The following is a 23,894-nucleotide window of genomic DNA, read 5'->3' on the forward strand; positions in this document are numbered from 1 at the left end:
CCGCGCCTGGCGGCACGGGGGCGTATGCGGAGGGCGGACCGACCGGGCCGGACCGACCGGGCCGGACCGACCGGGTCGGGCCCGGATCAGGCCAGCAGGGCCGGGATCGTGCCCTCGTGAGCCGTGCGGAGCTCGTCCAGCGCGATGCTGAACTCGCCCTGGAGCTCGACCGCGTCGCCGTCGACGACACCGATCCGCGTCGCGGGCAGACCGCGCGCACCGCACATGTCGGTGAAGCGGAGCTCCTCGCTGCGCGGCACCGAGACGACCGCCCGGCCCGCCGACTCCGAGAACAGGAACACGAACGGGTCGAGGCCGTCCGGCACGACCAGCCGCGCGCCGTTCCCGCCGCGCAGGCAGGACTCGACGACCGCCTGCACGAGCCCGCCGTCCGACAGGTCGTGGGCCGCGTCGACCATGCCGTCCCGGGAGGCCGAGATGAGGATCTCGCCGAGCAGCTTCTCGCGCTCCAGGTCCACCGCCGGCGGCAGTCCGCCGAGGTGGTCGTGGACCGCCTGGGACCAGGCGGAGCCGCCCAGCTCCTCCTTGGTGTCGCCCAGCAGGTAGAGCAGCTGGCCCTGGTCCTTGAAGGCGACCGGGGTGCGGCGCGTGACGTCGTCGATCACACCGAGCACGGCCACGACGGGCGTCGGGTGGATGGCGACGTCGCCGGTCTGGTTGTAGAGCGAGACGTTGCCGCCGGTGACCGGCGTGCCCAGCTCCAGGCAGCCGTCGGCGAGGCCGCGGCAGGCCTCGGCGAACTGCCACATCGCGGCCGGGTCCTCGGGCGAGCCGAAGTTGAGGCAGTCCGAGACCGCCAGCGGCTTGGCGCCGCTGGTGGCGACGTTGCGGTACGCCTCCGCGAGCGCCAGCTGCGCGCCGGTGTACGGGTCGAGCTTGGCGTAGCGGCCGTTGCCGTCGGTGGCGACCGCGACGCCGAGGTTGGTGTCCTCGTCGATGCGGATCATGCCGGAGTCCTCCGGCTGCGCCAGCACGGTGTTGCCCTGCACGAAGCGGTCGTACTGGTCGGTGATCCACGCCTTGGAGGCCTGGTTCGGGTGCGCGACCATCGTCAGGACCTGGGCGCGCAGTTCCTCGCCGGAGCCCGGGCGCGGCAGCTTGTTGGCGTCGTCGGCCTGGAGCGCGTCCTGCCACGCGGGGCGGGCGTAGGGGCGCTCGTACACCGGGCCCTCGTGGGCGACGGTGCGCGGCGGGACGTCGACGATCTGCTCGCCGTGCCAGAAGATCTCCAGCCGGTCGCCGTCGGTGACCTCACCGATGACGGTGGCGATCACGTCCCACTTCTCGCAGATCTCCAGGAAGCGGTCGACGTACCGCGGCTCGACGATCGCGCACATGCGCTCCTGCGACTCGCTCATGAGGATCTCCTCCGGCGAGAGCGTCGCGTCGCGCAGCGGCACGGTGTCCAGCTCGACCCGCATGCCGCCGGAGCCGGCCGAGGCAAGCTCGGAGGTGGCGCAGGACAGGCCGGCGCCGCCGAGGTCCTGGATGCCGGCGACCAGCTTCTCCTTGAAGATCTCCAGGGTGCACTCGATGAGCAGCTTCTCCTGGAAGGGGTCGCCGACCTGGACGGCGGGGCGCTTGGCCGGGCCGGTGTCGGAGAAGGTCTCCGAGGCGAGCACGGAGACGCCGCCGATGCCGTCGCCACCGGTGCGGGCGCCGTAGAGGATGACCTTGTTGCCGGCGCCGGAGGCCTTGGCGAGGTGGATGTCCTCGTGCTTCATCACGCCCACGCACAGGGCGTTGACCAGCGGGTTGCCCTGGTAGCAGGAGTCGAAGACGACCTCGCCGCCGATGTTGGGCAGGCCCAGGCAGTTGCCGTAGCCGCCGACGCCCGCGACGACGCCCGGCAGGACGCGCTTGGTGTCGGGGTGGTCCGGCGCGCCGAAGCGCAGCGGGTCCATGACGGCGACCGGGCGGGCGCCCATGGCGAGGATGTCGCGGACGATGCCGCCGACGCCGGTGGCCGCCCCCTGGTAGGGCTCGATGTACGAGGGGTGGTTGTGCGACTCGACCTTGAAGGTGACCGCGTAGCCCTGCCCGACGTCCACGACACCGGCGTTCTCGCCGATGCCGACCAGCATGGCGTCGTTGGCGGGGGCCTTCTCGCCGAACTGGCGCAGGTGGATCTTGCTGCTCTTGTACGAGCAGTGCTCGGACCACATGACGGAGTACATGGCGAGCTCGGCACCGGTGGGACGGCGGCCGAGGATCTCCCGGATGCGGTCGTACTCGTCCTGCTTGAGGCCGAGTTCGGCCCACGGCTGCTCGGTGTCCGGAGTCTCGGTGGCGTGCTTCACGGAATCGAGTGTCATGACGCGTGAACCAGCTTCTTGAGGATCGAGGTGAAGAATCCGAGGCCGTCGGTGCGGCCGGTCCCGATCAGCGACTCGACGGCGTGCTCGGGGTGCGGCATGAGGCCGACGACATTGCCCGCGGCGTTGGTGATGCCGGCGATGTCCCGGAGCGAGCCATTGGGGTTCCAGTCCGCGTAGCGGAACACCACGCGGCCCTCCGCCTCCAGCTCGTCCAGGACGTGCTCGTCGGCGACGTAGCGGCCGTCGATGTTCTTCAGCGGGATGCTGATCTCCTGGTCCCGCTCGTAATCGGCGGTCCAGGACGTCGAGTTGTTCTCGACGCGCAGCTTCTGGTCCCTGCAGATGAAGTGCAGGTGATTGTTGCGCAGCATCGCACCCGGCAGCAGATGCGTCTCGGTGAGCACCTGGAAGCCGTTGCAGATACCGAGGACCGGAAGACCGTCCTTGGCACCGGCGATGATCGACTCCATCACGGGCGAGAAGCGGGAAATCGCCCCGGCCCGGAGATAGTCGCCGTAACTGAATCCGCCGGGCAGGACGACCGCGTCCACCTGGTGGAGATCCTTGTCACGGTGCCACAGCGGCACCGGCTCGGCGCCGGCGACGCGGACCGCGCGCTGGGTGTCCCGGTCGTCGAGCGTCCCGGGGAAGGTGACCACGCCGATACGTGCGGTCACGACTCCACCTTCACGGTGAAGTCCTCGATCACGGTGTTGGCGAGGAAGGTCTCGGCCATCTCGCGGATACGGGTGAGGGCGGCGTCGTCGACCGGACCCTCCAGTTCGAGCTCAAAACGCTTGCCCTGGCGGACGTCGGCGATTCCCTCGAACCCGAGCCGCGGCAGCGCGCGCTGCACCGCCTGGCCCTGCGGGTCGAGGATCTCCGGCTTGAGCATGACGTCGACTACGACGCGTGCCACGGTCACTCCCGGTGGTGTGCTGCGGTGAGATGTCCCCACCGTACCCCGCCGAAAAATCTACGCGGGTAGATATTCCAGGATGGTCACGGAATATCCCTCGGCCGGATTGCCGCCGGGAGACCCGCAGGAATTGGCCGGGCGGTCCCGGCGAAAAACATCCGGCCGGTAATTGGGAAAGCATTGACCCCGGCCCCGCGGCTTCGGTACAACAACGGGGCCAACGCAGGCCCCAGGCCTTCTCCATTGAAAGGACCGGCATCCATGGCGCAGCGCGTAGTGGTCACGCTCTCCGACGACCTCGACGGCGGTGAAGCGGCGGAAACGGTCTCTTTCGGCCTCGACGGGAAGTCGTACGAGATCGACCTGTCCGCCGGGAACGCCGAGCAGCTCCGCGAGGCCCTCGCGCCGTACGTCGAGGCGGGCCGCCGCCGCAGCAGGCTCGGCAAGGCCTTCAAGCACACCTCACTCGCCCCCGACCCGGCCGCCGTGCGCGCCTGGGCGCTCTCCCGGGGCTTCGACGTGCCGCCGCGCGGCCGCATCCCCAAGAAGCTCTACGAGGCGTACGCCGAGGCCGGCTGATCCGGCCACCGGCGCCCCGGCCCGAGCGGCCGGGGATGGCCGGGGCGCCACCCGGGAATCACCCGGAAGAAGCGATTGGACAGCCACCCCCGTTGATCCGCTAGAGTCTGGAGCACGCCGAGGGCAGGGCCGAAAGGCCGGGCTCCCGGGCCACGCGGGTGTAGTTCAGTAGCAGAACATCCTCCTTCCAGGAGGAAGGCGCAGTGTGCGATCCCTGTCACCCGCTCTGATTGCTCGACCGGTCCTGAGGATCGGGTAGAGTAGTCGCCGTGCGGACGTGGCTCAGTTGGTAGAGCATCACCTTGCCAAGGTGAGGGTCGCGAGTTCGAATCTCGTCGTCCGCTCTTGAGAGAAGGCCCCGGTCGGATTTCCGACCGGGGCCTTCTTCGTGTTCCCGGCCGGCACCGGCGGTGTGACCGTGCCCACAGGGCGGGCACCCGAACTCCCGTGGCGGCAGGCCGTGATCGTCGCCGGCCCGCATCCCTCCCGCGCTCCGGAACCGGGCCGGCGACGGAACGCCGGTGCGGGCTCGAAGGGCTCTACGCCGCGTCGCCGGACCGGAGTTGACGCCTCGCCCGGGAACCCCCGGGCACCCTCCGGGAGGCGCGCGGGCCGGTCCCCACCCGTCCCGCGCCCCCACCGCGGGCCCTCCGGGACACGACGCGGGGAACCCGCCGTGCCGGGGTGTGTGCCCAAGGCCCCGAGGGTTGGCTATAGTGGAGGACGCACCGCACGGGAACGCGCGGAGCAGGCGGACGTAGCTCAGTTGGTAGAGCGCAACCTTGCCAAGGTTGAGGTCGCGAGTTCGAGCCTCGTCGTCCGCTCAGAGGAAGGCCCCGGTCGTGACGACCGGGGCCTTCGGTGTTCCTGGGGCGGCTGGGCCGTCGGCCGTGCGCGCACCGAGGCCGTACACCCCGCGGCCGTACACACCACCGCCGCCTCACCCGCCGGTCGGGAGGACCGGCGGACGGGCGGCGGGTGTGCGGGTGTACCGGCCGTGGCGGGCTACCAGCTGAGGCCGGTGAGCCGCTCGTACGCCTCGACGTACTTGGCGCGGGTCTGCGCCACCACCTGTTCCGGCAGGGCCGGCGGGGGCTGCTCACCGCGGCGGTCCCAGCCGGACCCGGCGGAGGTCAGCCAGTCGCGCACGAACTGCTTGTCGTAGGAGGGCTGGGCGTGGCCCGGCTCCCACAGCTCGGCGGGCCAGAAGCGGGACGAGTCCGGGGTCAGCACCTCGTCGGCGATGGTCAGCACGTCACCGTCGAAGCCGAACTCGAACTTGGTGTCCGCCAGGAGGATGCCGCGCTCGCGGGCGATGTCCCGGGCCCGGCCGTAGACCGCGAGGGTGGTCTGGCGCAGCTGCGCCGCGGTGTCGGCACCGACCTGGCGGGCGACCTCCTCGTAGCTGACGTTCTCGTCGTGCTCGCCGACCTCGGCCTTGGTGGCCGGGGTGAAGATCGGCGCGGGCAGCTCGGAGCCGTCCACCAGGCCCTCGGGGAGGGTCACCCCGCACACCGTGCGGTCGGCGTTGTACTCGAGCAGCCCGGAGCCGGCCAGGTAGCCGCGCGCCACGCACTCGACGGGGATCATCTGCAGCGGCTTGCAGATCGTCGTCCGCCCCTCCCAGTCGGCGGGGGCGCCCTCGGGGAGCTCGGTGGACAGCACGTGGTGCGGCACCAGGTCCGCGATCTGGTCGAACCACCACAGCGACAACCGGGTCAGGACGCGGCCCTTGTCCGGGATCTCGGTGGGCAGCACCCAGTCGTACGCGGACATCCGGTCACTGGCGACCATCACCAGCTCCCCTGCCTCGTTCTGGTACAGCTCGCGCACCTTGCCGGTGTGCAGGTGCACCAGGCCCGGTACTTGCGCGGGCTCGGGCTTGTGGACGAATCCGGACATGGGTCCTCCCCGATCGGCGGTTCGGTTCCCGATTCTCCCGTACGTGCGCCTGGGGGGCGCGACGCGGGGGTCAGCCGTGCTTGCAGATGTGGTCCAGGAGGTTGGCGGTGGCGCGCTGGACACGGGGGTCGACGTGGCCCGGGCGGTCCAGCGCCGGGGACCAGGCGAAGGTGCCGGAGGCGAACACCAGGGCCCCGCCCGGCGCCCGGTACAGGGAGGTCTCCTGGTGCGCCCGGCGGCCCGCCGAGTCCTCGTACGGGGAGTGGGCGAGCAGGATCCGTTCCATGTAGTCGGGCAGCGGTGTGCGCGGGAAGTAACGGTCCGCCTCGCCCGCGACCAGGCCGGGGATCTCGTCGCCCTCCTCGGCGCCGGTGGCCTCCCACAGCCAGTGCCCGGCGTTCCGCACCACCAGCGGGGACGGTTCGGGCACCCGGCCGGCGTACTGCACGCCGATCAGCAGTTGTTCGGGCTCACCCATGTCCCGCCACAGGGCGCTGCGGCCCGGCGGGGAGCCGCGCCGCTTGCGGCAGCTGAGCAGCCGGTCGGGGTCGCCGGAGGGGGAGGGGCCCAGCTCGGTCTGCCAGTACATGGTGTTGGCGGACAGGAAGACCAGCGAGGTGCCGCCGTCCCTGGCCGCCTCGACGGCGCGCCGCATGGGGACCGTCCAGTACTCGTCGTGGCCCGGGAAGACCATGCCCCGGTAGCGGGAGGGGTCGATCCGCCCCGCGTGCAGGTCGCGGGCGTCGGCGTAGGCCAGGTCGTAGCCGTAGCGCTCGGCCCAGCGGATGAAGTCGTAGGCGTGGCCGACGTGCAGCGGGAGCCCGGCGCCCGCGTACGGGCGGTCGAAGGAGACGGTGACCGCGGCCTCCTCCTCGCCCAGCAGCCGGCCCTTCTCGTCCCAGGCGTGGTAGAGGCTGGCGCCCGTGCGGCCGTCCTCGGGGTAGAGGTTGTACGCCTGCCAGGTGACGTCCGGCATCAGCAGGAGCAGGTCGGCCGGCCGGTCGTCGCGGACGGTGAAGGGGATGTGGCTGCGGTAGCCGTCCTGCGTGGTGAGGACGGCGACGTAGGCGCCGGGCTTCCAGTACGCGGGCACCTGCAGCCGCCAGGACTGCCACCAGTGGTGGCAGGAGACCGTGCGCCCGGCGGCGAGCGGCGTGGGCTGGACGATCCCCGACAGCCGGGGGCTGGAGGTGAACTGGGCGGCGCCGTCCCCGCCGTAGTGCCCGATCCGGTAGACGTCGACGCCGTAGCTCTGCGGCGGGTCGACGGTGATCCGGAAGTCGATGGCGTCGCCGGGGGCCACGGAGGCGCCCGGCGCGAAGCCCTTGATCTGGCACCGCACGTCGTCCGCCGCGCGCGGGCCGGGCACGCGGGGCGTGCGCCCCACGGCGTCGCCCGGGGAACCCCCGGGCTCCCCCCGGCTTGCCGCCAGGTCGACGTACCACGGCACGACCTGGCCGGTGTCGTCCAGATACTGCACCGCACCGCGCAGCCACGGCACCGGGCCCTGCCCGAAGGGGTCGGTGACCCCGTGCGCCAGTGCCCCGGACTGCCAGCGGTGGACCTGCTCCTTCACCACGATGGTCCCCTCCTCGTGTCCCCCGAGGTGGTGTGCGTGTGCGCACATCCAGCACATCACACAATGCGCTGTCTTGGTTACTGTTCGTGGCGCATTGTCGCCAGGATTTCACGCCGGGGCGGACAAACCCCGCCATTTTTCCGTCAGATGAGCCGTATCGGCTTCTCGGGGCGTACGCCCACGGCGCTGAGCCAGGACCGCAGGGGGGCGGCGTCGCCGTTCTCCACGAGCCGGAGCACCGGCCAGGCCAGGTCTCCCCGGCGCACCCCGCCGACCAGCAGGGCGGGCCCGTCCAGCCAGTCCAGGCCGGGGGCGGCGCCGGCGGTGTCCACCGCGGCGCAGCAGACCATCGCGGTCACGTGGTCGGTGAGCAGCTCACGGCCGGTCCGGGGCGGAAGCAGATGGTAGACGGGCGTGAAGGCGCCGTCGGGCGGGACCTGTGCGGCGGAGTCCTCCCGGGCGGCCGCCTCGCGTACGGCCTCCTCACGGGCGACGTGCCGGGTGATGCGGGCCGCCAGCTCCTCGCCGCCGCCCGCGGAGAGCCGTTCCAGCACCCGGGCCAGGGTCGCGCGGGCCGGCTCGTCGCAGTCGTCCACCGCGCTCCGCGAGCCGCCGGAGGCCACGGATATGCGCCGGCTCCCGGCGACCCCCACGGGCTCGTGGACCTCGTCCAGGACGGAGACCAGGCGGGAGGCGTCGGAGCGCCAGATGCGGTCCACGACCTCCTGCGGATAGGTGTCCCAGCCGACCGGGGCCCATTCGGCGCCCGAGCGCTGCGGACCGCCGTGGAACAGCCGGGCGGCGAGCAGCGAGGCCGCCTCGTCCACCGTGCCGGGCTCCTCCAGCAGGTCGCACGCGGGCCGCTCGCCCAGCCGGGTCTCGAAGCCCTCCGCCAGCCGGTCCCGCCGGGACAGCTCGGTCAGGGCCGCCACCACGCCCGCGTCGAGACGGGACGGCCAGCGCCCCATGCGCCAGGCGGGCAGCGCCACGCGGGTCAGCAGCCGGTCCCAGCCCGCGTAGGCCAGGCCCACCTGCTCCTGGGCCACGATGCGCAGCCCGTAGTCGACGGCCTGGGCCCGCTCGGAGGCGGAGGCGGCCACCGCGCGCTCCATCTCCGCCGCGTGCGCCCGGCAGCCGCGCAGCAGCAGCTTGGCGACCCAGCCCAGGAACCCGTACGCGGGCCCCCGCACCAGGCCGACCACCGAGGGCTCCCGCGAGGCGGTGGCCACGCCGACGGCGGCGTCCAGGCCGCGCACGAAGCGGCGGGCGGCCGCGATGTCCGGATCGGCGGCCGGACCCGTGCCCGCCACGACCGGTGCGAGCAGGGCGCGCAGCTCGGCGACCCGCATCCACCACATGAAGGGCGAGCCGATCACCAGCGCGGGCGCCTCGGACGGCGTGCTGCGGCGCCGGAGGTGGGTGCGGTCCTCCAGCCAGCTGTCGCAGTCCGGGGTCAGTTCTATCGCGGAGGGGGCCGGCACCTGCAGACGAACGGCCAGGTCACGCACCATGCGGTACAGATCGGGCGCGGACGCCTCGGAGACGGCCACGGTCGGGCTCACGGCCGGCCTGGCCCGTACGATCACCGCCGCGACACCGGCCGCGAGCAGCAGCACCAGCAGCGCGCCCGCGACCACCGCCCAGCGCAGCACCTCGGACGCGTCACCGACGATGCGGCCCGTCGCGCCGCCGACCAGCAGCACCACCGCGACCGCTGCGGGCAGCAGCGCCACCGTGAGTGCGGCGCTGCGGATGCGCAGGACGGCGAGCGCGCGTGACCGCGCGTGTCCCTCACCTGCTTCCCCGGCCAACGGTGTGCTCACCCCCAAGCTGCTGACGCGACTGCATGCCCCCACTGTCGCACCGCCCACCGACACCGCAATGTCGGTAGGTCCGATAGTGCGGTATTCGCGGGGTTCCACAGTGCGCTTGCCGGGCACAGTAGTTGGGCTCGGGGCTCACGTCAGCAGGATGGCGAAGGCATCACCCCTTGGAGTGGCCTTGCCGCTGATTCAGGCCTGGGCGGCCTTCTCTGCGATATCCGAACGGTGGTGCGAGCCCTTCAGCCCGATCCGTCCCACCGCCCGGTAGGCGCGCTCGCGGGCCTCGGCCAGATCCGCACCGGTGGCCGTCACGGACAGTACGCGGCCGCCGGCGCTCACCACACGGCCCTCTGCGTCCGCCTTGGTGCCCGCGTGCAGCACGTAGGCGTGCTCGTCCTGCGCCGCGACCTCGTCCAGGCCCGTGATCGGGTCGCCCGTGCGCGGGGTGCCGGGGTAGTTCTCGGAGGCGACGACGACCGTCACCGCGGCACCGTCGCTCCAGCGCAGCGGCGGGAAGTCGGCCAGCCGGCCGGCCGCCGCGGCGCGCAGCAGGCCCGCCAGCGGGGTCTTCAGCCGGGCGAGCACGACCTGGGTCTCCGGGTCGCCGAAGCGCGCGTTGAACTCGATCACCCGCACACCGCGCGAGGTGATCGCCAGGCCCGCGTACAGCAGGCCCGAGAACGGGGTGCCACGGCGGCGCAGCTCGTCGACGGTCGGCTGGAGCACCGTGCGCTCCACCTCCTCGACCAGCCGCGGATCGGCCCACGGCAGCGGGCTGTACGCGCCCATGCCACCGGTGTTGGGGCCCTCGTCGGCGTCGAGGGCGCGCTTGAAGTCCTGCGCGGGCTGCAGCGGCACCACCGTCTCGCCGTCGGTGACGGCGAACAGGGAGACCTCCGGGCCGTCCAGGTACTCCTCGACGACCACGCGCTCGCAGGAGTTGGCGTGCGCCCGCGCGGCCTCCAGGTCGTCGGTGACCACGACGCCCTTACCGGCGGCCAGACCGTCGTCCTTGACGACGTACGGCGCCCCGAAGGCGTCCAGCGCGTCGTCCACCTCGGCGGGGGTGGTGCACACGTAGGAGCGGGCGGTCGGCACGCCGGCCGCGGCCATCACGTCCTTGGCGAACGCCTTCGAGCCCTCCAGGGCCGCGGCCTGCCCGGACGGGCCGAAGCAGTCGATGCCACGGGCGCGCACGGCGTCGGCCACACCCGCCACGAGGGGGGCCTCCGGGCCCACCACGACGAGGTCGGCGCCGAGCCGCTCGGCGAGGTCGGCCACGGCCGCGCCGTCCATGGCGTCGACCGGGTGCAGCTCCGCCACCTCGGCGATGCCGGCGTTCCCGGGCGCGCAGTGCAGCGACTCCACGTCGGGGTCGAGGGAAAGAGCACGGCACAGGGCGTGTTCGCGGGCACCGCCGCCGATCACAAGCACGTTCACGGTGCCCAGGGTATCGGCTGGCGGCGACCGCCCCGCGGGCCGGTCGCCCCGGCCCCCGGCTCACTCTTTCGGGTGGCCGAAGCCTGACCCCATACCTGATCAAGCGACTCGTAAGGGCGGAAATGACCCGATGACGCTCGCACGGTCAGCCGTTCGGCGGTAAGAAGGTGCCTCGTCATCGGAAGTCGCGAGGGAGCGTGCAGGTGAGCCAGCCGGACATGTATCCCGAGGAGGTCCCCCGGGAGAAGCCGAAGCGGCGCGCGCTGCACAGGCAGGAGGACCTGCGGTCGCAGCCCTTCCCGCTCGGCGACTGGGGGGAGCCGGCCGAGCGGCTGGAGGAGATCTACCGCTGGGTGGAGGCCGACGCCCTGCGCACCGTCGAGTGGTACCTCGCCGACCGCCTGCGCAAGCGCCGCTGGGCCCGGGCGCTGCGGGTCGGCGCGGCCCTCTTCGCGACGTCCGGCGCCGTCCTCGCCGTCGTGGGCGCGGGCGGCCGCATCCGCTGGGCGTACGCCGCCCTGGTGCTGGCCGTCGTGTGCGTGGGCCTGGACCGCTACCTCGGGCTGACGGCCGGCTGGATGCGCGACATGGCGACCGCCCAGGCCGTGCAGCGCCGGCTGGAGGCGCTGCGCTTCGACTGGGCGTCCGAGTCGGTCCGCGAGGTCCTGGGCCCGACGGAGGGCACCGCGGCCGAGGCCGCCGAGCGCTGCCTGTCGGTGCTGCGCCGCTTCTGCGAGGACGTCTCGGAGCTCGTGCGCTGCGAGACCGGCGACTGGATGGTCGACTTCCGGGCCGGTGCCGCCCCGCTGCGGACCCAGGCCCTCACCTGGGCGGGGAGCGGCCGGGGCACGGAGAGCGCCGCGCCCGGCGGCGGGGGGCGGTTCCCGCTGCTGCCCGGCGGACGGCCGAGCATGCCGCGGCAGCGCCCCCCGGAAGGTCCCCGCGCCGGCTGACCGCCGCCCGGGGGCGCCCTCCGGGCCCGGGCCGCCGCTAACTGAAGACGATCATCGACCCCTGGCCCAGCGCACGGGTCGCCGCCGCGTGCAGCCCCAGCCACACGTGGCGCTCCCGCGCGAAGGGGCTGCCGTCCTGCTGCGCGGGCGGGGCCGCCGGCTCCTCCAGCTCGGTGGGACCGGCCGGCGGCGCCGGGGCGGGCGGCGGGTTCTGCGGGTCGATGCCGATCACCGGGGCCACGAAGGCGAGCTCGCGCAGCAGGCCGTGGGCCGAGCCCAGCGGGCCGCCGGCGTCGAGGAGTTCGTCGTTGACCAGCGGATGGGCGAAGTCGAGGGGGACGTACGCGCCCGCGTGGTCGTAGTGCCAGACGAGGTGCGACTGCTGGGCGGTGGTCTCGAACATCTCCAGCAACTGCTCGTAGTCGCCGCCGAGTTCGTCGACCGGCGTGACCGCGAGGCCCTGGATGTGCAGCAGGTAGGCGCGGCGCAGGAAGTGCAGCGCGTCGTAGTCGAAGCCCGCGACCGGGGCCACGTCGCCGGACAGGCCCGGCATGTAGGAGTAGACGGGCACCGGGGGGAGACCGGCGTCGTTCAACGCCTTGTCATAGCGGGCGATCTCCTCGGCGAACGGGTTGTCGGGGCTGTGGCGGAGCACGTCCACCAGGGGAACCAGCCACAAGTCGCAGGCCACAGGCGCTCCAAGTCCTTCCGTGCGTGGTCGGACCAGCGTAGTGGGCGGTGGGCGTTCCTACCGGCCCGCGGCCAGACGCCGCATGAGCTCGAGCGAATGGTCGTTGAACTCCTCGACGACGCGCTGGGCGGTCCCGGTGTCCCGCTTCTCGATCGCGGTCACCAAGACGACGTGGTCGGACCAGCACAGACCCGCCACGTCCGGCCGGCCGCGCAGGTAGGGCACCGCGTACACCCAGGTCTGGGTGCGGATCCGGTCGAGGAACTCGCCGACGTGGGCGTTCCCCGCCAGCGCGGTCAGTTCGCGCCAGAAGCGGATGTCGTAGCCGATGAGGACGTCCAGCTCGCCGGCCCGCGAGGCCCGCGCCGCGGCCTCGGCCCGGCGGCGTACGGAGGCCAGCTCCTGGGGGTCGACCTCGCGCATGCCGCGCGTGGCGATGCGGCGGAAGATCCCCTCGACGACGAGGGTGCGCGCCTCGACCATGGAGCGGAACTCGGCGTCGGTGAAGCGCCGCACCTGGAAGCCGCGGTGGTGCTCGACGTCGAGCAGCCCCTGCGCCGCGAGGTCCACCAGGGCCTCGCGGACCGGGGTGGCGGACACCCCGTACATCTCCGCGATCTCCTTGACCGTGAAGTGCCGCCCGGCCGCCATGCGCCCGGTGAGCACCTCGTCGCGGAGCGCGTCGGCTATCTGCTGCCGCAGACTGCTCCGTCGGACGGTTCCACCCGCTGGGCCTTCCGGCATGCCCGGTGCCTCCCTACAGATGTGGCGGTGCGCTTACGGCTCCGCCACACCTTATGCGAGGGCGGGCCGCGGGTGGTCCACACCTGTGGTGCGGCTCACCCGCGGCCCGGGCGGGCGCCGGGACGCGCTCAGCCGTCGTTGTAGGGGCCGGTCTTCCCCGTGAACGGGAAGAGGGGGAAGCCGTCCGTGCACGGCCGGTCCGGCGGGTGGGAGGGCCACTCCATCCCGACCCGGTAGAGCAGGGTCAGGGCGAGGACCGCCGTGACGAGCGCGAGCCCCGCGGTGGCGCCCCCGCCGGGCGGCGGCCACCTGCGCAGCGCGAGCCCGAGGGGCACCAGCAGCAGGAGCATGCAGAGCCAGGCCACGGGCATCAGCAGCTTCAGCCCGATGGTGTTGCTCGCGTCGTTGCCGAGCGGGCAGCTCTGCCACGACCCGGCGACCCACACGGTGCCGGCGAACACGCCCGCGGCGGACAGGGCCCCGCCCGCCAGGTACCAGCCGCACCCCGGCGCGGGCTCCGTGGATGCGCCGCGTGTCCCGGTCTCCGTCATGCGCTCCCCTCGGGCCGACGCCGTCGCGTCGTCGGCCCGGAAGACTCACGCAGCGGCCGGCACGGTTCCTCAGGAGGCGGGCCGGCCGCCCTCGACGGTGTGCTCGTCGGCGACGGCCAGGGCCGCGTCGAGGAGCGCCAGGCCCTCCTTGGCCTCGGCCTCGGTGATGTTGCAGGCGGGCACCACATGGGTGCGGTTCATGTTGACGAAGGGCCACAGGCCGCTCTTCTTGCAGGCCGCCGCGAAGGCCGCCATGGGGGCGTTCGCCTCGCCCGCCGCGTTGTAGGGGACCAGCGGCTCGCGGGTCTCCCGGTCCCGCACCAGCTCCACCGCCCAGAAGGCGCCGAGGCCCCGCACCTCGCCGACCGACGGGTGACGCTCGGCGAGCTCCCGCAGGCCCGGGCCGATCACGTTCTCGCCGAGCGCGGCGGCGTGCTCGACGATCCGCTCGTCCTCCATCACCCGGATCGTGGCGACGGCGGCGGCGCAGGCCAGCGGGTGTCCGGAGTAGGTCAGGCCGCCCGGGTAGGGGCGGGTGGCGAAGGTCGCGGCGATCTCCTCGCTGATCGCGACGCCGCCGAGCGGCACGTAGCCGGAGTTGACGCCCTTGGCGAAGGTGAGCAGGTCGGGGGTGACGTCGAACCGCTCCGCGGCGAACCAGCTGCCGGTGCGGCCGAAACCGGCCATGACCTCGTCGAGGACGAAGACGATCCCGTACCGGTCGCAGATCTCGCGGACGCCGGCCAGGTAGCCGGGCGGCGGCACCATGATGCCCGCCGTGCCCGGCACCGTCTCCAGCACGATCGCGGCGACGGTCTGCGGGCCCTCGAAGACGATGGTGTCCTCCAGGTGCTGCAGCGCGCGGTCGCGCTCCTGCTCCTCGGTCTCCGAGTGGAACGGCGAACGGTAGAGGAACGGCGTCCAGAAGCGGACGACGCCCGCCGAGCCGTTGTCGGAGGCCCAGCGGCGCGGGTCACCGGTCAGGTTGATCGCGGCCGAGGTGCCGCCGTGGTACGAGCGGTACGCGGACAGCACCTTGTGACGGCCGGTGTGCAGCCGCGCGAGCCGGACGGCGTTCTCCACGGCCTCGGCGCCGCCGTTGGTGAAGAAGATCTTGTCCAGGTCGCCGGGGGTGCGCTCGGCGATCAGCCGGGCGGCCTCGGAGCGCGGCTCCACGGCGAAGGCGGGCGCGAAGGTGACGAGCTTCGCGGCCTGCTCCTGGATGGCGGCGACGACCTCGGGGTGCTGGTAACCGATGTTGGTGAAGACCAGCCCGCTGGTGAAGTCCAGGTAGCGGTTGCCGTCGTAGTCCCAGAAGTACGCGCCCTCGGCCCCGGCGACCGCCAGCGGGTCGATCAGGCCTTGCGCGGACCAGGAGTGGAAGACGTGGGCGCGGTCGGCGGCCTTGACGGCGGCGCCGGTCCCGGGGTCGGCGGAGGGAGGGGTCATGCGCCCAGGCTAAGCAACGGCCCGGACGCATGACATTGGCACCCTGTATGACGGTGGCCACGCGCGCCGACAGCTTGTAGGGCGCGCGCCGCCGTCGTCCCTCAGAGGAAGGAGTTGACCTCGATGGTCTCGGTGCGGCCGGGGCCGACGCCGATGGCCGAGATCGGGGCGCCGGACATCTCCTCCAGCGCCTTGACGTACGCCTGGGCGTTCTTCGGCAGGTCGGAGAAGGTCTTCGCCTTGCTGATGTCCTCGCTCCACCCGGGCAGGGTCTCGTAGACCGGCTTGGCGTGGTGGAAGTCCGTCTGGCTGAACGGCAGTTCCTCGAAGCGCTTGCCGTCGATCTCGTAGGCGACGCAGACCGGGATCTGCTCCCAGCCGGTGAGGACGTCGAGCTTGGTGAGGAAGAAGTCGGTGAGGCCGTTGACCCGGGTCGCGTAGCGGGCGATCACCGCGTCGAACCAGCCGCAGCGGCGGTCGCGGCCGGTGGTGACGCCCCGCTCGCCGCCGATGCGGCGCAGCGCCTCGCCGTCCGCGTCGAACAGTTCGGTCGGGAACGGGCCGGCGCCGACCCGGGTGGTGTAGGCCTTGAGGATGCCGATCACCCGGTTGATCTTGGTGGGGCCGATGCCCGAGCCCGTGCAGGCGCCGCCGGCCGTCGGGTTGGACGAGGTCACGAAGGGGTACGTGCCGTGGTCCACGTCCAGCAGGGTGCCCTGGCCGCCCTCCAGGAGGACGACCTTGCCCTCGTCCAGCGCGGTGTTGAGGAGCAGGGTCGTGTCGGCGACGTAGTCCTTGATCTGCTCCGCGTAGCCCAGGTACTCCTCGACCACCTGGTCGGTGCTGATGGCACGGCGGTTGAAGATCTTGATCAGGACCTGGTTCTTGTCGTGGAGGGCCGCCTCGACCTTCTGACGGAGGATCGACTCGTCGAAGAGGTCCTGGACCCGGATGCCCACGCGGTTGATCTTGTCGGCGTAGGCGGGGCCGATGCCGCGGCCGGTGGTGCCGATCTTGCGCTTGCCGAGGAAGCGCTCCGTGACCTTGTCGATCGTCTGGTGGTACGGCGTGATCAGGTGCGCGTTACCGCTGATGAGGAGCTTGGACGTGTCGACGCCGCGCTCGTTCAGCCCGCTCAGCTCGGAGAGCAGGACCGCCGGGTCGACGACGACTCCGTTGCCGATGACCGGGGTGCATCCCGGTGACAGGATCCCGGAAGGCAGGAGGTGCAGCGCGTACTTCTGGTCGCCGACGACGACCGTGTGGCCGGCGTTGTTGCCGCCCTGGTAGCGCACCACGTAGTCCACGGAGCCACCGAGCAGGTCGGTGGCCTTCCCCTTGCCCTCGTCACCCCACTGAGCACCGAGCAGCACAAGTGCGGGCACAGGCGTACACCCCTTCCGGGCGGGGCATGTCCAACGTGGCTCCCCATGGCGGGGAGAGCCGTCGGACCGGTGCCCCGGAAATAGACGAAGCCCCTGGCGCAAGGCAGCGCAAGGGGCTCTTGCACCGAGATGTTACCTGAGGAAGGACCAAGGTGTCGGCTCAGCGACCGTCCGGGCAGCCCCTGCTCGTGGTCATCGACCCCGCCGCCCGCGTCATGGACGGCGAATCGGTACGCATCGCGAAGGACGTGCTGTGCGGGGGAGCCCCCTCCGTGAAGATCGCCCTTCCGGAGTCCGAGGAGGAGGCCGTCCGGGTGCTGGAGCACCGCGGCCGGCGGCGCCCGGTGGTCGTGGGCGACGACGCGGCGCTGCTGCGCACGGTACGGACGCTGCACTCGGCACGGGGGCTGGGCGAGGCCGTCGTCGGCCTGGTGCCGGTCGGACGGCGGACCGGTCTGGCACGGGCGCTCGGCGTGCCGGGCGGGGCGGTGAGCGCGGCGCGCGCGGTGCTGGACGGGGCGGAACGCGAGCTGGACCTGCTGCTCGACGACAGCGGCGGCATCGTGCTGGGCGCGCTGCGCATCGGCTCGGCCACCCCCGCCTGGTGGACGCCGGTGGAGCGCCGGGCCCGCTCGCTGGCCCGCACGCTGAGCCTGAACGGCCACTCCCCGCACCTGGGGCTGGGGATGCGCGGCGGCCACCGGCTGCGGATCGAGGCGGACGGGGTGGTGCTGGCCGACCTGGACGACTGCGTCGAGGAGGTGTCGGTGTCGACGGCGGTGCCGGGCGTCGCCGAAGTGCTCGTCCGCAGGGAGGGCGTGGCGCACACGGGGCCGGTGCACGCCCGGAGCGTCACCGTCTCGGGCCGGGACTTCCGCTACACGGCGGACACCGCGCCGGCGGGTCCGGTGCGGCGCCGCACCTGGACGGTGGTGCCGGCGGCCTGGCGGCTGACCGTCCCGCGGTCGGCGTACTAGGGCCGCCGGAGGGTCAGAGCGCGCCCTGCCGGCGCAGTTCGGCCTTGCGCTCGCGCCAGCGGTCCATCATGTCGCCGAGTTCGTCCTGCAGGAAGTCGAAGAAGGCGGCGGTCTCCGCGAGCCGGCGGCCGGCCGCGGTCTCGGGGCCGAGGGTGTCGATGCCGGAGCGCAGGGCGTTCTCCCAGCGGGCGAGGACCTGGTCGCGGCGGGTGAAGGTCTCGTACCACTGGTCGCTGTGCACCCGGTAGCGCTCGCGCCGTGAGCCCGGCTCGCGCTCGCGGGTGAGCATGCCGACCTGTGCCAGGTAGCGGACGGCGCCGGAGACGGCGGCGGGGCTCGCCTGGAGCCGTTCGGCCAGCTCGGCGGCGCTCAGCACACCGGTCTCCGAGGCGAGGAGCGCGGAGAACACCCGTGCCGCCATGCGCTGCATGCCCGCCTCGACCAGTTCCGCCGCGAAGCGCTCGACGAACGTCATGGGCTCCAAGGACTCCTCCGCCACCGTCATCGCCTCCCGTCCCGAAGTTTATACACTTCTTTAACTTCACAAATTTGTGAATCTACTGTACGTTCGGAAGCATGACGAAGGCAATCAGTGTGGCCGGACTGCACAAGTCCTTCGGCCGCACGCACGCACTGGACGGTCTCGACCTGACCGTCGAGAAGGGCGAGGTGCACGGCTTCCTCGGCCCCAACGGGGCCGGCAAGTCGACCACCATCCGCATCCTGCTCGGGCTGCTGCGCGCGGACCGGGGGGCCGCCCAGCTGCTCGGCGGCGACCCGTGGCGCGACGCCGTCGCCCTGCACCGGCGGCTGGCCTACGTCCCGGGTGACGTCACCCTCTGGCGCAACCTCAGCGGCGGCGAGGTCATCGACCTGCTGGGGAGGCTGCGCGGCGGTCTGGACGGGGCGCGCAGGCGGGAGTTGCTGGAGCGCTTCGAGCTGGACCCGACGAAGAAGGGCCGCGCCTACTCCAAGGGCAACCGCCAGAAGGTCGCGCTCGTCGCCGCGTTCGCCTCCGACGTCGACCTGCTGATACTCGACGAGCCCACCTCCGGCCTGGACCCGCTGATGGAGGAGGTCTTCCGCGAGTGCGTCCGCGAGGAACGCGACCGCGGCCGGACGGTGCTGCTGTCCAGTCACATCCTCAGCGAGGTAGAGGCCCTGTGCGACCGGGTCAGCATCATCCGGGGCGGGCGCACGGTGGAGACCGGGAGCCTCGGCGAGCTGCGGCACCTCACCCGCACCTCGGTCACCGCTGAGCTGGCCGGCACGCCGCAGGGCCTGGACGGGCTGCCGGGCGTGCACGACCTCGACGTACGCGGCAACCACGTCCGGCTCCAGGTCGACACCGACCGGCTCGACGCGGTGCTGCGGCAGTTGAGCGGGACGGGTGTACGCAGCCTCACCAGCACGCCGCCCACGCTGGAGGAGCTGTTCCTGCGGCACTACGAGGACGGCCCCGCGGACCCCGTCGCCGTCGGCGCCCTCGCGGCCGACACGGAGGCCCGGCGATGAACGCCCTCACCGGGACGGGCACGCTCACCCGGCTCGCGCTGCGCAGGGACCGCGTCATGATCCCGGCGTGGGTCGTGCCGATCGCCCTGCTGGTCGCGTCCACGGCCTCGGCCTTCGGCGGCCTCTACGACACCCCGGCGGAACGCGCCGGGGTCGCGGCGAGCACGGCGGGCAACGGCTCGCTGCGCGCCCTGTACGGGCCGGTGTTCGACACCGGCATCGGCGGCCTGACGGCCTGGCGCATGATGGCCTTCGGCGCGGCGCTGGCCGGGCTGATGGCGATGCTCCTGGTCGTCCGGCACACCCGGGAGGAAGAGGAGGCCGGCCGGCTGGAGCTGGTCGGCGCGGGCGCGGTCGGACGACGGGCGCCGCTGGCCGCCGCCCTGGTCACCGGTTTCGGGGCCTCGCTGCTCCTGGGGCTGCTGGTCACCCTGGCGCTGCTCGGGCAGGGCGCGCGGGGCGCGGTCGCCTTCGGGACGGCCTTCGCCGGCGCGGGCTGCTCCTTCGCCGCGGTCGCGGCGGTCGCGGCGCAGCTGACGGAGAGCGCCCGTGCGGCGCGCGGCATCGCGGGCGCGGTCCTCGGCCTCGCCTTCCTGATACGCGCCGTCGGCGACGCCGGGAGCGGCACGCTGACCTGGCTCTCGCCGCTGGGCTGGGCGGAGAACGTCCGTCCCTTCGCGGACGAACGCTGGTGGGTGGCCGCCCTGTTCGCGGCCTGGGCGGCCGGCCTCGTCGCGGTCGCGTACGCCCTGGTGGCCCGGCGCGACATCGACGCCTCGCTGCTGCCGCCCCGGCCCGGCCCGGCCACCGCCGGTCCCCGTCTGGGCACCGCGCAGGGGCTGGCCTGGCGGCTGCAGCGCGGCTCGCTGTGGGGGTGGACGGCGGGCTTCGCCGTGGGCGGCGCCTCGCTGGGCGGCCTCGCCAACGGGGCCGCCGACCTCGTCCGGGACAACGAGCAGCTCGCGGACGTCATGCGCGACATGGGCGGTGCCTCCGGGCTGGTCGACTCCTACCTCGCCTCCATGACCGGGGTGATGGGGATGATCGCCGCGATCTACGCCGTCCAGGCCGTGCTCCGGCTCCAGGGCGAGGAGAACTCCGGCCGCGCCGAACCCGTCCTCGCCACGGCCGTGGGCCGGGTCCGCTGGGCCGCGAGCCACGCGCTGCTCGCCTTCGCCGGTTCCGTGCTCCTCATGGCCGTCTCCGGCCTCACCATGGGACTCGGCTACGGGGCGACGGCCGGCGACACCGTCGGCCAGATGTGGCGGCTGGCAGGTGCGGGCCTGGTGCAGCTGCCCGCGGTCTGGTTCGTGGCCGCGGCGGCGCTGCTGCTGTACGGCGCGGCGCCGAGGGCGGCACGGGCCGGCTGGGGCGTGGCGTCGCTGACGCTCGCCATCGGGCTCTACGGACCGGCGCTGGGACTCTCGCCCTGGGTGATGGACCTGTCCGTCTTCACGCACCTGCCGAAGGTGCCCTCGGCGGACGTCACCGTGACCCCGCTGGCGGTGCTCACCGTGCTGGCCCTCGCGCTCGCCGCGACGGGGCTCGCGGCGCTGCGCCGCCGGGACATCACGGCCTGAGTGGCGGGAACGGCGTGAGCGGGGGGACCCGGCCCTCGGGCCGGGTCCCGCAGCCGCACCGGGCCGGACCGTACCGGGCCGGACCGTACCGGGCCGGACCGCACCGGGCCGGGTGCTAGCAGGTGACGCGCAGTTCGCGCAGACCCCGGATGACGTAGCCCTCGTTCCAGGCGGGTTCCGCAGCGAGCTCCAGCCGCGGGGCCCGGCGCAGCAGCGCCGTGAAGGACGCGGCCAGTTCGATGCGGGCCAGCGGGGCGCCGAGGCAGTAGTGGATGCCGGCGCCGAAGGTGATGTGCGGGTTGTCCGCGCGGGAGAGGTCCAGCCGGTCGGGGTCGGCGAAGCGCTCCGGGTCGCGGTTGGCGGAACCGAAGAGCAGCGCCACCTCGCTGCCGCGCGGGATCACGGTGCCCCCGACCTCGATGTCGTCCAGCACCCAGCGCTCGAACATCTGCAGCGGGGTGTCGAAGCGCAGCAGTTCCTCGATCGCCGTGGGCAGCAGTTCCTCCGGTGCCCGGCGCAGTTCCGCCAGCTGCTCGGGATGCCGGAAGAGCGTCCACCAGCCGTTGCCGGTCGTGTTGACGGTCGCCTCGTGGCCCGCGTTCAGCAGCAGGACGCAGGTGGAGACCATCTCCTGCTCGCTGAGCCGGTCGCCCTCGTCGTGCGCCGCGATCAGCGCGCTGATCAGGTCCTCGCCGGGCGCCTTGCGGCGTTCGGCGATCAGCTCACGCAGGTAGGCGGAGAACTCCTCGCTGGCGCGGACCGCCCTGCGCGCGGCGTCCTCGGAGGGGTTGAGCTCGAACATCCCGACGATGTCGGCCGACCAGGGCCGCAGCAGGTGCCGGTCCGCGGCCGGTATCCCCAGCATCTCGGCGATCACGGCCACCGGGAGCGGCTCCGCGACCGTGGCGATGAGGTCGCCGCCGCCCTCCGCGACCAGCCGCTCCACCAGCTCCCCGGCCAGCCGCTGCACGGTCGGCGTGAGCCGCTCGACCGTGCGCGGGGTGAACGCCTTGGAGACCAGCCGCCGGATACGGGTGTGGTCGGGCGCCTCCAGGTCGAGCAGGCCGTTGCCGTTGAGCGTGGTGAAGGGCTCGTGCTCCGGCGGCGGCGCGATGCGGCCGAACTCCTCGTGGGTGAAGCGGTGCAGGTACGTACGCCCGAGCCGCCGGTCCCGCAGCAGCGCGCTGACGTCCTCGAAGTGCGGGATGAGCCACTGCCCGCTCGGTTCGAACCAGTGGGCGCGCCCCTCGGCCCGCAGCCGGGCGTAGGCCGGGTAGGGGTCGGCGACGAACTGCGGCGACCAGGGATCGAAGACGGTGGCAGTGCTGCTCATGTGCGGAGACTACCTCCCGCCCGTTCAGCCGCCCGGGGTGACCAGCCGCGCCTCGTACGCGAAGACCGCCGCCTGGGTCCGGTCGCGCAGCCCCAGCTTCACCAGGACCCGGCTCACGTGGGTCTTGACCGTGGACTCGGCGACCACCAGGTGGTCGGCGATCTCGGCGTTGGACAGCCCCTGCGCGACCAGCACCAGCACCTCCGTCTCGCGCTCGGTGAGCTCGCCGACCCGGTCCTGGGTGGGCGGCCGGGGCGTGCCCAGCCGGTTGAACTCGGTGATCAGGCGCTTGGTGATCGCCGGGGCGAGCAGCGCGTCGCCGGCCGCCACGATGCGTACGCCGTCCGCGAGCTGGCGGGCCGAGGCGTCCTTGAGCAGGAAGCCGGACGCGCCCGCGCGCAGTGCCTGGTAGACGTACTCGTCCAGGTCGAAGGTGGTCAGCACGAGCACCTTGGCGTCGGCGTCCGCCGCGACGATCTCGCGGGTGGCCTCCAGGCCGTTGAGCTCGGGCATGCGGATGTCCATCAGAACGACGTCCGGCCGCAGCGCCGCGACCTGCTCGATCGCCTGCCGCCCGTCGACGGCCTCGCCGACGACCTCGATGTCGGGCTGGGCGCCCAGCAGCACCGAGAAGCCCTCGCGGACCATCATCTGGTCGTCCGCGATCAGCACCCTGATGGTGCTCCCCGGGGTCCGCGCGCTTCCCGCGTTTCCCGCGTTCCCGCTCATGCCCGCTCCCCGGGGACCGGGATGAACACGGTGACCTCGTAGCCGCCGTCCTCGGTGGGCCCGTCGGTCATCTCGCCACTGAGCATCGCCACCCGCTCCCGCATGCCGGCTATCCCGTGCCCGGCGCCCGGCGAGGGCTTCACGAGGCCGCGCGGCGGGCCGTTGACGACGCGCAGCCCGAGCCCGCCGAGGACGTAGCTGACCTCGACCCGGGCGGCGGCGCCCGGCGAGTGCCGCAGCGTGTTGCTCAGCGCCTCCTGGATGATCCGGTACGCCGACAGCTCGACCCCCTGCGGGAGCTCGCGCACCGCGCCGGTCACCGTCCGCTCCACCTCCAGTCCCGCCTCGCGCACGTTGGCGACGAGCCGGTCGAGGTCGGCGAGGGTGGGCTGCGGCGCGTCGGGGGCCTGGTAGTCCTCGGCGCGTACGACCCCGAGGACGCGGCGCAGTTCGGTCAGGGCGATGACGGCGTTCTCGCGGATGATCGCGAAGCTCTTGGTCAGCTCCTCGGGCGGGTTCTCCACGCGGTACGGCGCGGCCTCCGCCTGGATCGCGATCACGGACATGTGGTGGGCGACGACGTCGTGCAGCTCGCGGGCGATGGTCGTGCGCTCCTCCAGCAGCGTGCGCCGGGTCCGTTCGACCTCGGTCACGGCGACCTGGGCGGCGACCTCCTGCCGGGACTGGCGGAGCCCGCGCACCGCCGACACGACGGACAGCAGGACGGCGGAGAGGAAGACCACGATGAACGGGTCCGAGCCGTACCCGTTCGACAGCGGCTGGAAGGCCAGCGCCAGCGCGGCCGTCAGCAGCCACATCTCGGCGGCCACCCGCGCCCGGGTGCGCGCCGCCACCACGCCCAGCACCGTCAGGTGCGAGACGAAGCCGGCGTCCGTCCACGGGTAGGTGGAGGACCACCCGGCGCTGAACATCCCGGTGAGCACGGCGGCCCCGACGGACAGCCACCACGCGCCGATCGGCCGGAACATCGTGGTGAGCAGCGGCACCCCGACCAGCAGGGCCAGCACGAAGCCGACCGGCCCGCCCTCGCTCTCCGTCGAGACGAACATCAGGAAGACCGTGAAGCAGGTCAGCGCCGCGTGCGGCATCCAGCGCCCGTACCCGCGGAGCCGGCGCGGCACCACGGCGAGCAGCGGGTGCCCGTCGCGCAGCGGCGCCATCGGCCGGAAGGCGAAGGCATCGGTGATCAGGTCGTGCCGCAGTCCGCTGAGGGCGCCGCGGGCCATGCGGAGCTCGGTCCGCAGCGAGGTCTGGCTTGTCTCGGTCACGCTCTCACGGTAGGGACTGCGCACGTCGCCGTCGTCACCTGCGAAGACGATGTACCGGCGTCATCCTCAAGGAGGACCCCACCGGACGGACGCCGCACCGGACGGACGCCGCACCGG

21 protein-coding genes and 3 tRNA genes are annotated in these 23,894 nt (G+C 73.0%); 8 read left to right on the forward strand and 16 right to left on the reverse strand.

Features of this window, described 5'->3' with window-relative positions; genetic code table 11:
- Positions 1-86 precede the first annotated feature (86 nt).
- Genes purL through purS form a run of 3 tightly spaced genes read right to left on the reverse strand, consistent with a single transcriptional unit; the run spans position 87 to position 3,258 of the window.
- Positions 87-2,336 carry a phosphoribosylformylglycinamidine synthase subunit PurL gene (purL, locus tag ABZ479_RS26625; protein WP_500463894.1) on the reverse strand — a complete coding sequence of 750 codons (2,250 nt, stop codon included), beginning with the start codon at positions 2,334-2,336 and terminating at the stop codon, positions 87-89.
- Entirely contained in the window at positions 2,333-3,016 is a 684-nt protein-coding gene (gene purQ, locus ABZ479_RS26630; RefSeq protein WP_499599630.1) for a phosphoribosylformylglycinamidine synthase subunit PurQ, read from the reverse strand. The genes purL and purQ overlap by 4 nt, the downstream gene beginning before the upstream one ends.
- Entirely contained in the window at positions 3,013-3,258 is a 246-nt protein-coding gene (gene purS, locus ABZ479_RS26635) for a phosphoribosylformylglycinamidine synthase subunit PurS (RefSeq protein ID WP_499599628.1), read from the reverse strand. The genes purQ and purS overlap by 4 nt, the downstream gene beginning before the upstream one ends.
- Positions 3,259-3,519: 261 nt before the next feature.
- On the opposite strand from purS, the gene ABZ479_RS26640 reads away from it, so the two are divergent.
- From ABZ479_RS26640 to ABZ479_RS26655, 4 genes are all read left to right on the forward strand, one after another.
- Positions 3,520-3,837 (forward strand): Lsr2 dimerization domain-containing protein, encoded by a 318-nt coding sequence (locus tag ABZ479_RS26640; protein WP_319138710.1) that lies wholly within the window; start codon positions 3,520-3,522, stop codon positions 3,835-3,837.
- 154 nt (positions 3,838-3,991) lie between these two features.
- Positions 3,992-4,063, forward strand: a tRNA-Gly gene (locus ABZ479_RS26645).
- A 45-nt stretch (positions 4,064-4,108) separates the two neighbouring features.
- Positions 4,109-4,181 (forward strand) — tRNA-Gly (locus ABZ479_RS26650).
- Between the two features lie 407 nt (positions 4,182-4,588).
- Positions 4,589-4,661, forward strand: a tRNA-Gly gene (locus ABZ479_RS26655).
- A gap of 181 nt (positions 4,662-4,842) precedes the next feature.
- On the opposite strand, the gene ABZ479_RS26660 is transcribed toward ABZ479_RS26655, so the two are convergent.
- The 4 genes from ABZ479_RS26660 to purD all read right to left on the reverse strand — a co-directional run bounded on the left by ABZ479_RS26660 (position 4,843) and on the right by purD (position 10,581).
- Entirely contained in the window at positions 4,843-5,739 is an 897-nt protein-coding gene (locus ABZ479_RS26660) for a phosphoribosylaminoimidazolesuccinocarboxamide synthase (RefSeq protein ID WP_500463895.1), read from the reverse strand.
- Positions 5,740-5,809: 70 nt separating this feature from the next.
- Positions 5,810-7,366: a N,N-dimethylformamidase beta subunit family domain-containing protein gene (locus tag ABZ479_RS26665; protein ID WP_500463896.1), complete on the reverse strand. Its 1,557-nt coding sequence runs from the start codon at positions 7,364-7,366 to the stop codon at positions 5,810-5,812.
- Between the two features lie 95 nt (positions 7,367-7,461).
- Positions 7,462-9,141 carry a hypothetical protein gene (locus tag ABZ479_RS26670; protein ID WP_500463897.1) on the reverse strand — a complete coding sequence of 560 codons (1,680 nt, stop codon included), beginning with the start codon at positions 9,139-9,141 and terminating at the stop codon, positions 7,462-7,464.
- Positions 9,142-9,330: 189 nt separating this feature from the next.
- Entirely contained in the window at positions 9,331-10,581 is a 1,251-nt protein-coding gene (purD, locus tag ABZ479_RS26675) for a phosphoribosylamine--glycine ligase (RefSeq protein WP_500463898.1), read from the reverse strand.
- 203 nt (positions 10,582-10,784) lie between these two features.
- Here purD and ABZ479_RS26680 point away from each other — a divergent pair, with 203 nt between their 5' ends.
- A complete protein-coding gene (locus tag ABZ479_RS26680) occupies positions 10,785-11,534 on the forward strand; it encodes an SLATT domain-containing protein (protein ID WP_500463899.1) in 750 nt (249 codons plus the stop codon).
- Between the two features lie 37 nt (positions 11,535-11,571).
- Here ABZ479_RS26680 and ABZ479_RS26685 read toward each other — a convergent pair whose 3' ends face one another.
- From ABZ479_RS26685 to ABZ479_RS26705, 5 genes are all read right to left on the reverse strand, one after another.
- Positions 11,572-12,225, reverse strand: coding sequence for a putative DNA-mimic protein (locus tag ABZ479_RS26685; RefSeq protein WP_500463900.1), 654 nt, complete (start codon positions 12,223-12,225; stop codon positions 11,572-11,574).
- Positions 12,226-12,282: 57 nt separating this feature from the next.
- Entirely contained in the window at positions 12,283-12,969 is a 687-nt protein-coding gene (locus ABZ479_RS26690; protein ID WP_500463901.1) for a GntR family transcriptional regulator, read from the reverse strand.
- Between the two features lie 128 nt (positions 12,970-13,097).
- Positions 13,098-13,520 (reverse strand): hypothetical protein, encoded by a 423-nt coding sequence (locus ABZ479_RS26695; RefSeq protein WP_500463902.1) that lies wholly within the window; start codon positions 13,518-13,520, stop codon positions 13,098-13,100.
- 69 nt (positions 13,521-13,589) lie between these two features.
- Entirely contained in the window at positions 13,590-14,969 is a 1,380-nt protein-coding gene (locus tag ABZ479_RS26700; RefSeq protein WP_500463903.1) for an aspartate aminotransferase family protein, read from the reverse strand.
- A 101-nt stretch (positions 14,970-15,070) separates the two neighbouring features.
- On the reverse strand, positions 15,071-16,354 hold the full coding sequence (locus ABZ479_RS26705; protein WP_500463904.1) for an adenylosuccinate synthase: 1,284 nt from the start codon (positions 16,352-16,354) through the stop codon (positions 15,071-15,073).
- A 152-nt stretch (positions 16,355-16,506) separates the two neighbouring features.
- Here ABZ479_RS26705 and ABZ479_RS26710 point away from each other — a divergent pair, with 152 nt between their 5' ends.
- A complete protein-coding gene (locus tag ABZ479_RS26710; RefSeq protein ID WP_500463905.1) occupies positions 16,507-17,331 on the forward strand; it encodes a diacylglycerol kinase family protein in 825 nt (274 codons plus the stop codon).
- A gap of 13 nt (positions 17,332-17,344) precedes the next feature.
- On the opposite strand, the gene ABZ479_RS26715 is transcribed toward ABZ479_RS26710, so the two are convergent.
- On the reverse strand, positions 17,345-17,806 hold the full coding sequence (locus tag ABZ479_RS26715) for a GbsR/MarR family transcriptional regulator (RefSeq protein ID WP_500463906.1): 462 nt from the start codon (positions 17,804-17,806) through the stop codon (positions 17,345-17,347).
- Positions 17,807-17,907: 101 nt separating this feature from the next.
- On the opposite strand from ABZ479_RS26715, the gene ABZ479_RS26720 reads away from it, so the two are divergent.
- Both ABZ479_RS26720 and ABZ479_RS26725 read left to right on the forward strand, forming a co-directional pair.
- Entirely contained in the window at positions 17,908-18,846 is a 939-nt protein-coding gene (locus tag ABZ479_RS26720) for an ABC transporter ATP-binding protein (protein ID WP_499599607.1), read from the forward strand.
- Positions 18,843-20,426: an ABC transporter permease gene (locus tag ABZ479_RS26725; RefSeq protein WP_500463907.1), complete on the forward strand. Its 1,584-nt coding sequence runs from the start codon at positions 18,843-18,845 to the stop codon at positions 20,424-20,426. Before ABZ479_RS26720 ends, ABZ479_RS26725 begins: the two co-directional genes overlap by 4 nt.
- A gap of 115 nt (positions 20,427-20,541) precedes the next feature.
- Here the strand turns inward: ABZ479_RS26725 and ABZ479_RS26730 are convergent, their stop codons facing one another.
- Genes ABZ479_RS26730 through ABZ479_RS26740 form a run of 3 tightly spaced genes read right to left on the reverse strand, consistent with a single transcriptional unit; the run spans position 20,542 to position 23,777 of the window.
- Positions 20,542-21,759: a cytochrome P450 gene (locus ABZ479_RS26730; protein WP_500463908.1), complete on the reverse strand. Its 1,218-nt coding sequence runs from the start codon at positions 21,757-21,759 to the stop codon at positions 20,542-20,544.
- Between the two features lie 24 nt (positions 21,760-21,783).
- Positions 21,784-22,488, reverse strand: coding sequence for a response regulator (locus ABZ479_RS26735; protein WP_500463909.1), 705 nt, complete (start codon positions 22,486-22,488; stop codon positions 21,784-21,786).
- The gene (locus tag ABZ479_RS26740; RefSeq protein ID WP_500463910.1) at positions 22,485-23,777 is read right to left on the reverse strand and encodes a sensor histidine kinase; all 1,293 of its coding nucleotides are present in this window, start codon (positions 23,775-23,777) and stop codon (positions 22,485-22,487) included. The genes ABZ479_RS26735 and ABZ479_RS26740 overlap by 4 nt, the downstream gene beginning before the upstream one ends.
- Between the last annotated feature and the right edge of the window lie 117 nt (positions 23,778-23,894).

Origin of the sequence: Streptomyces sp. NPDC005722 (assembly GCF_040630935.1) — a bacterium.
Lineage (GTDB): Bacteria > Actinomycetota > Actinomycetes > Streptomycetales > Streptomycetaceae > Actinacidiphila.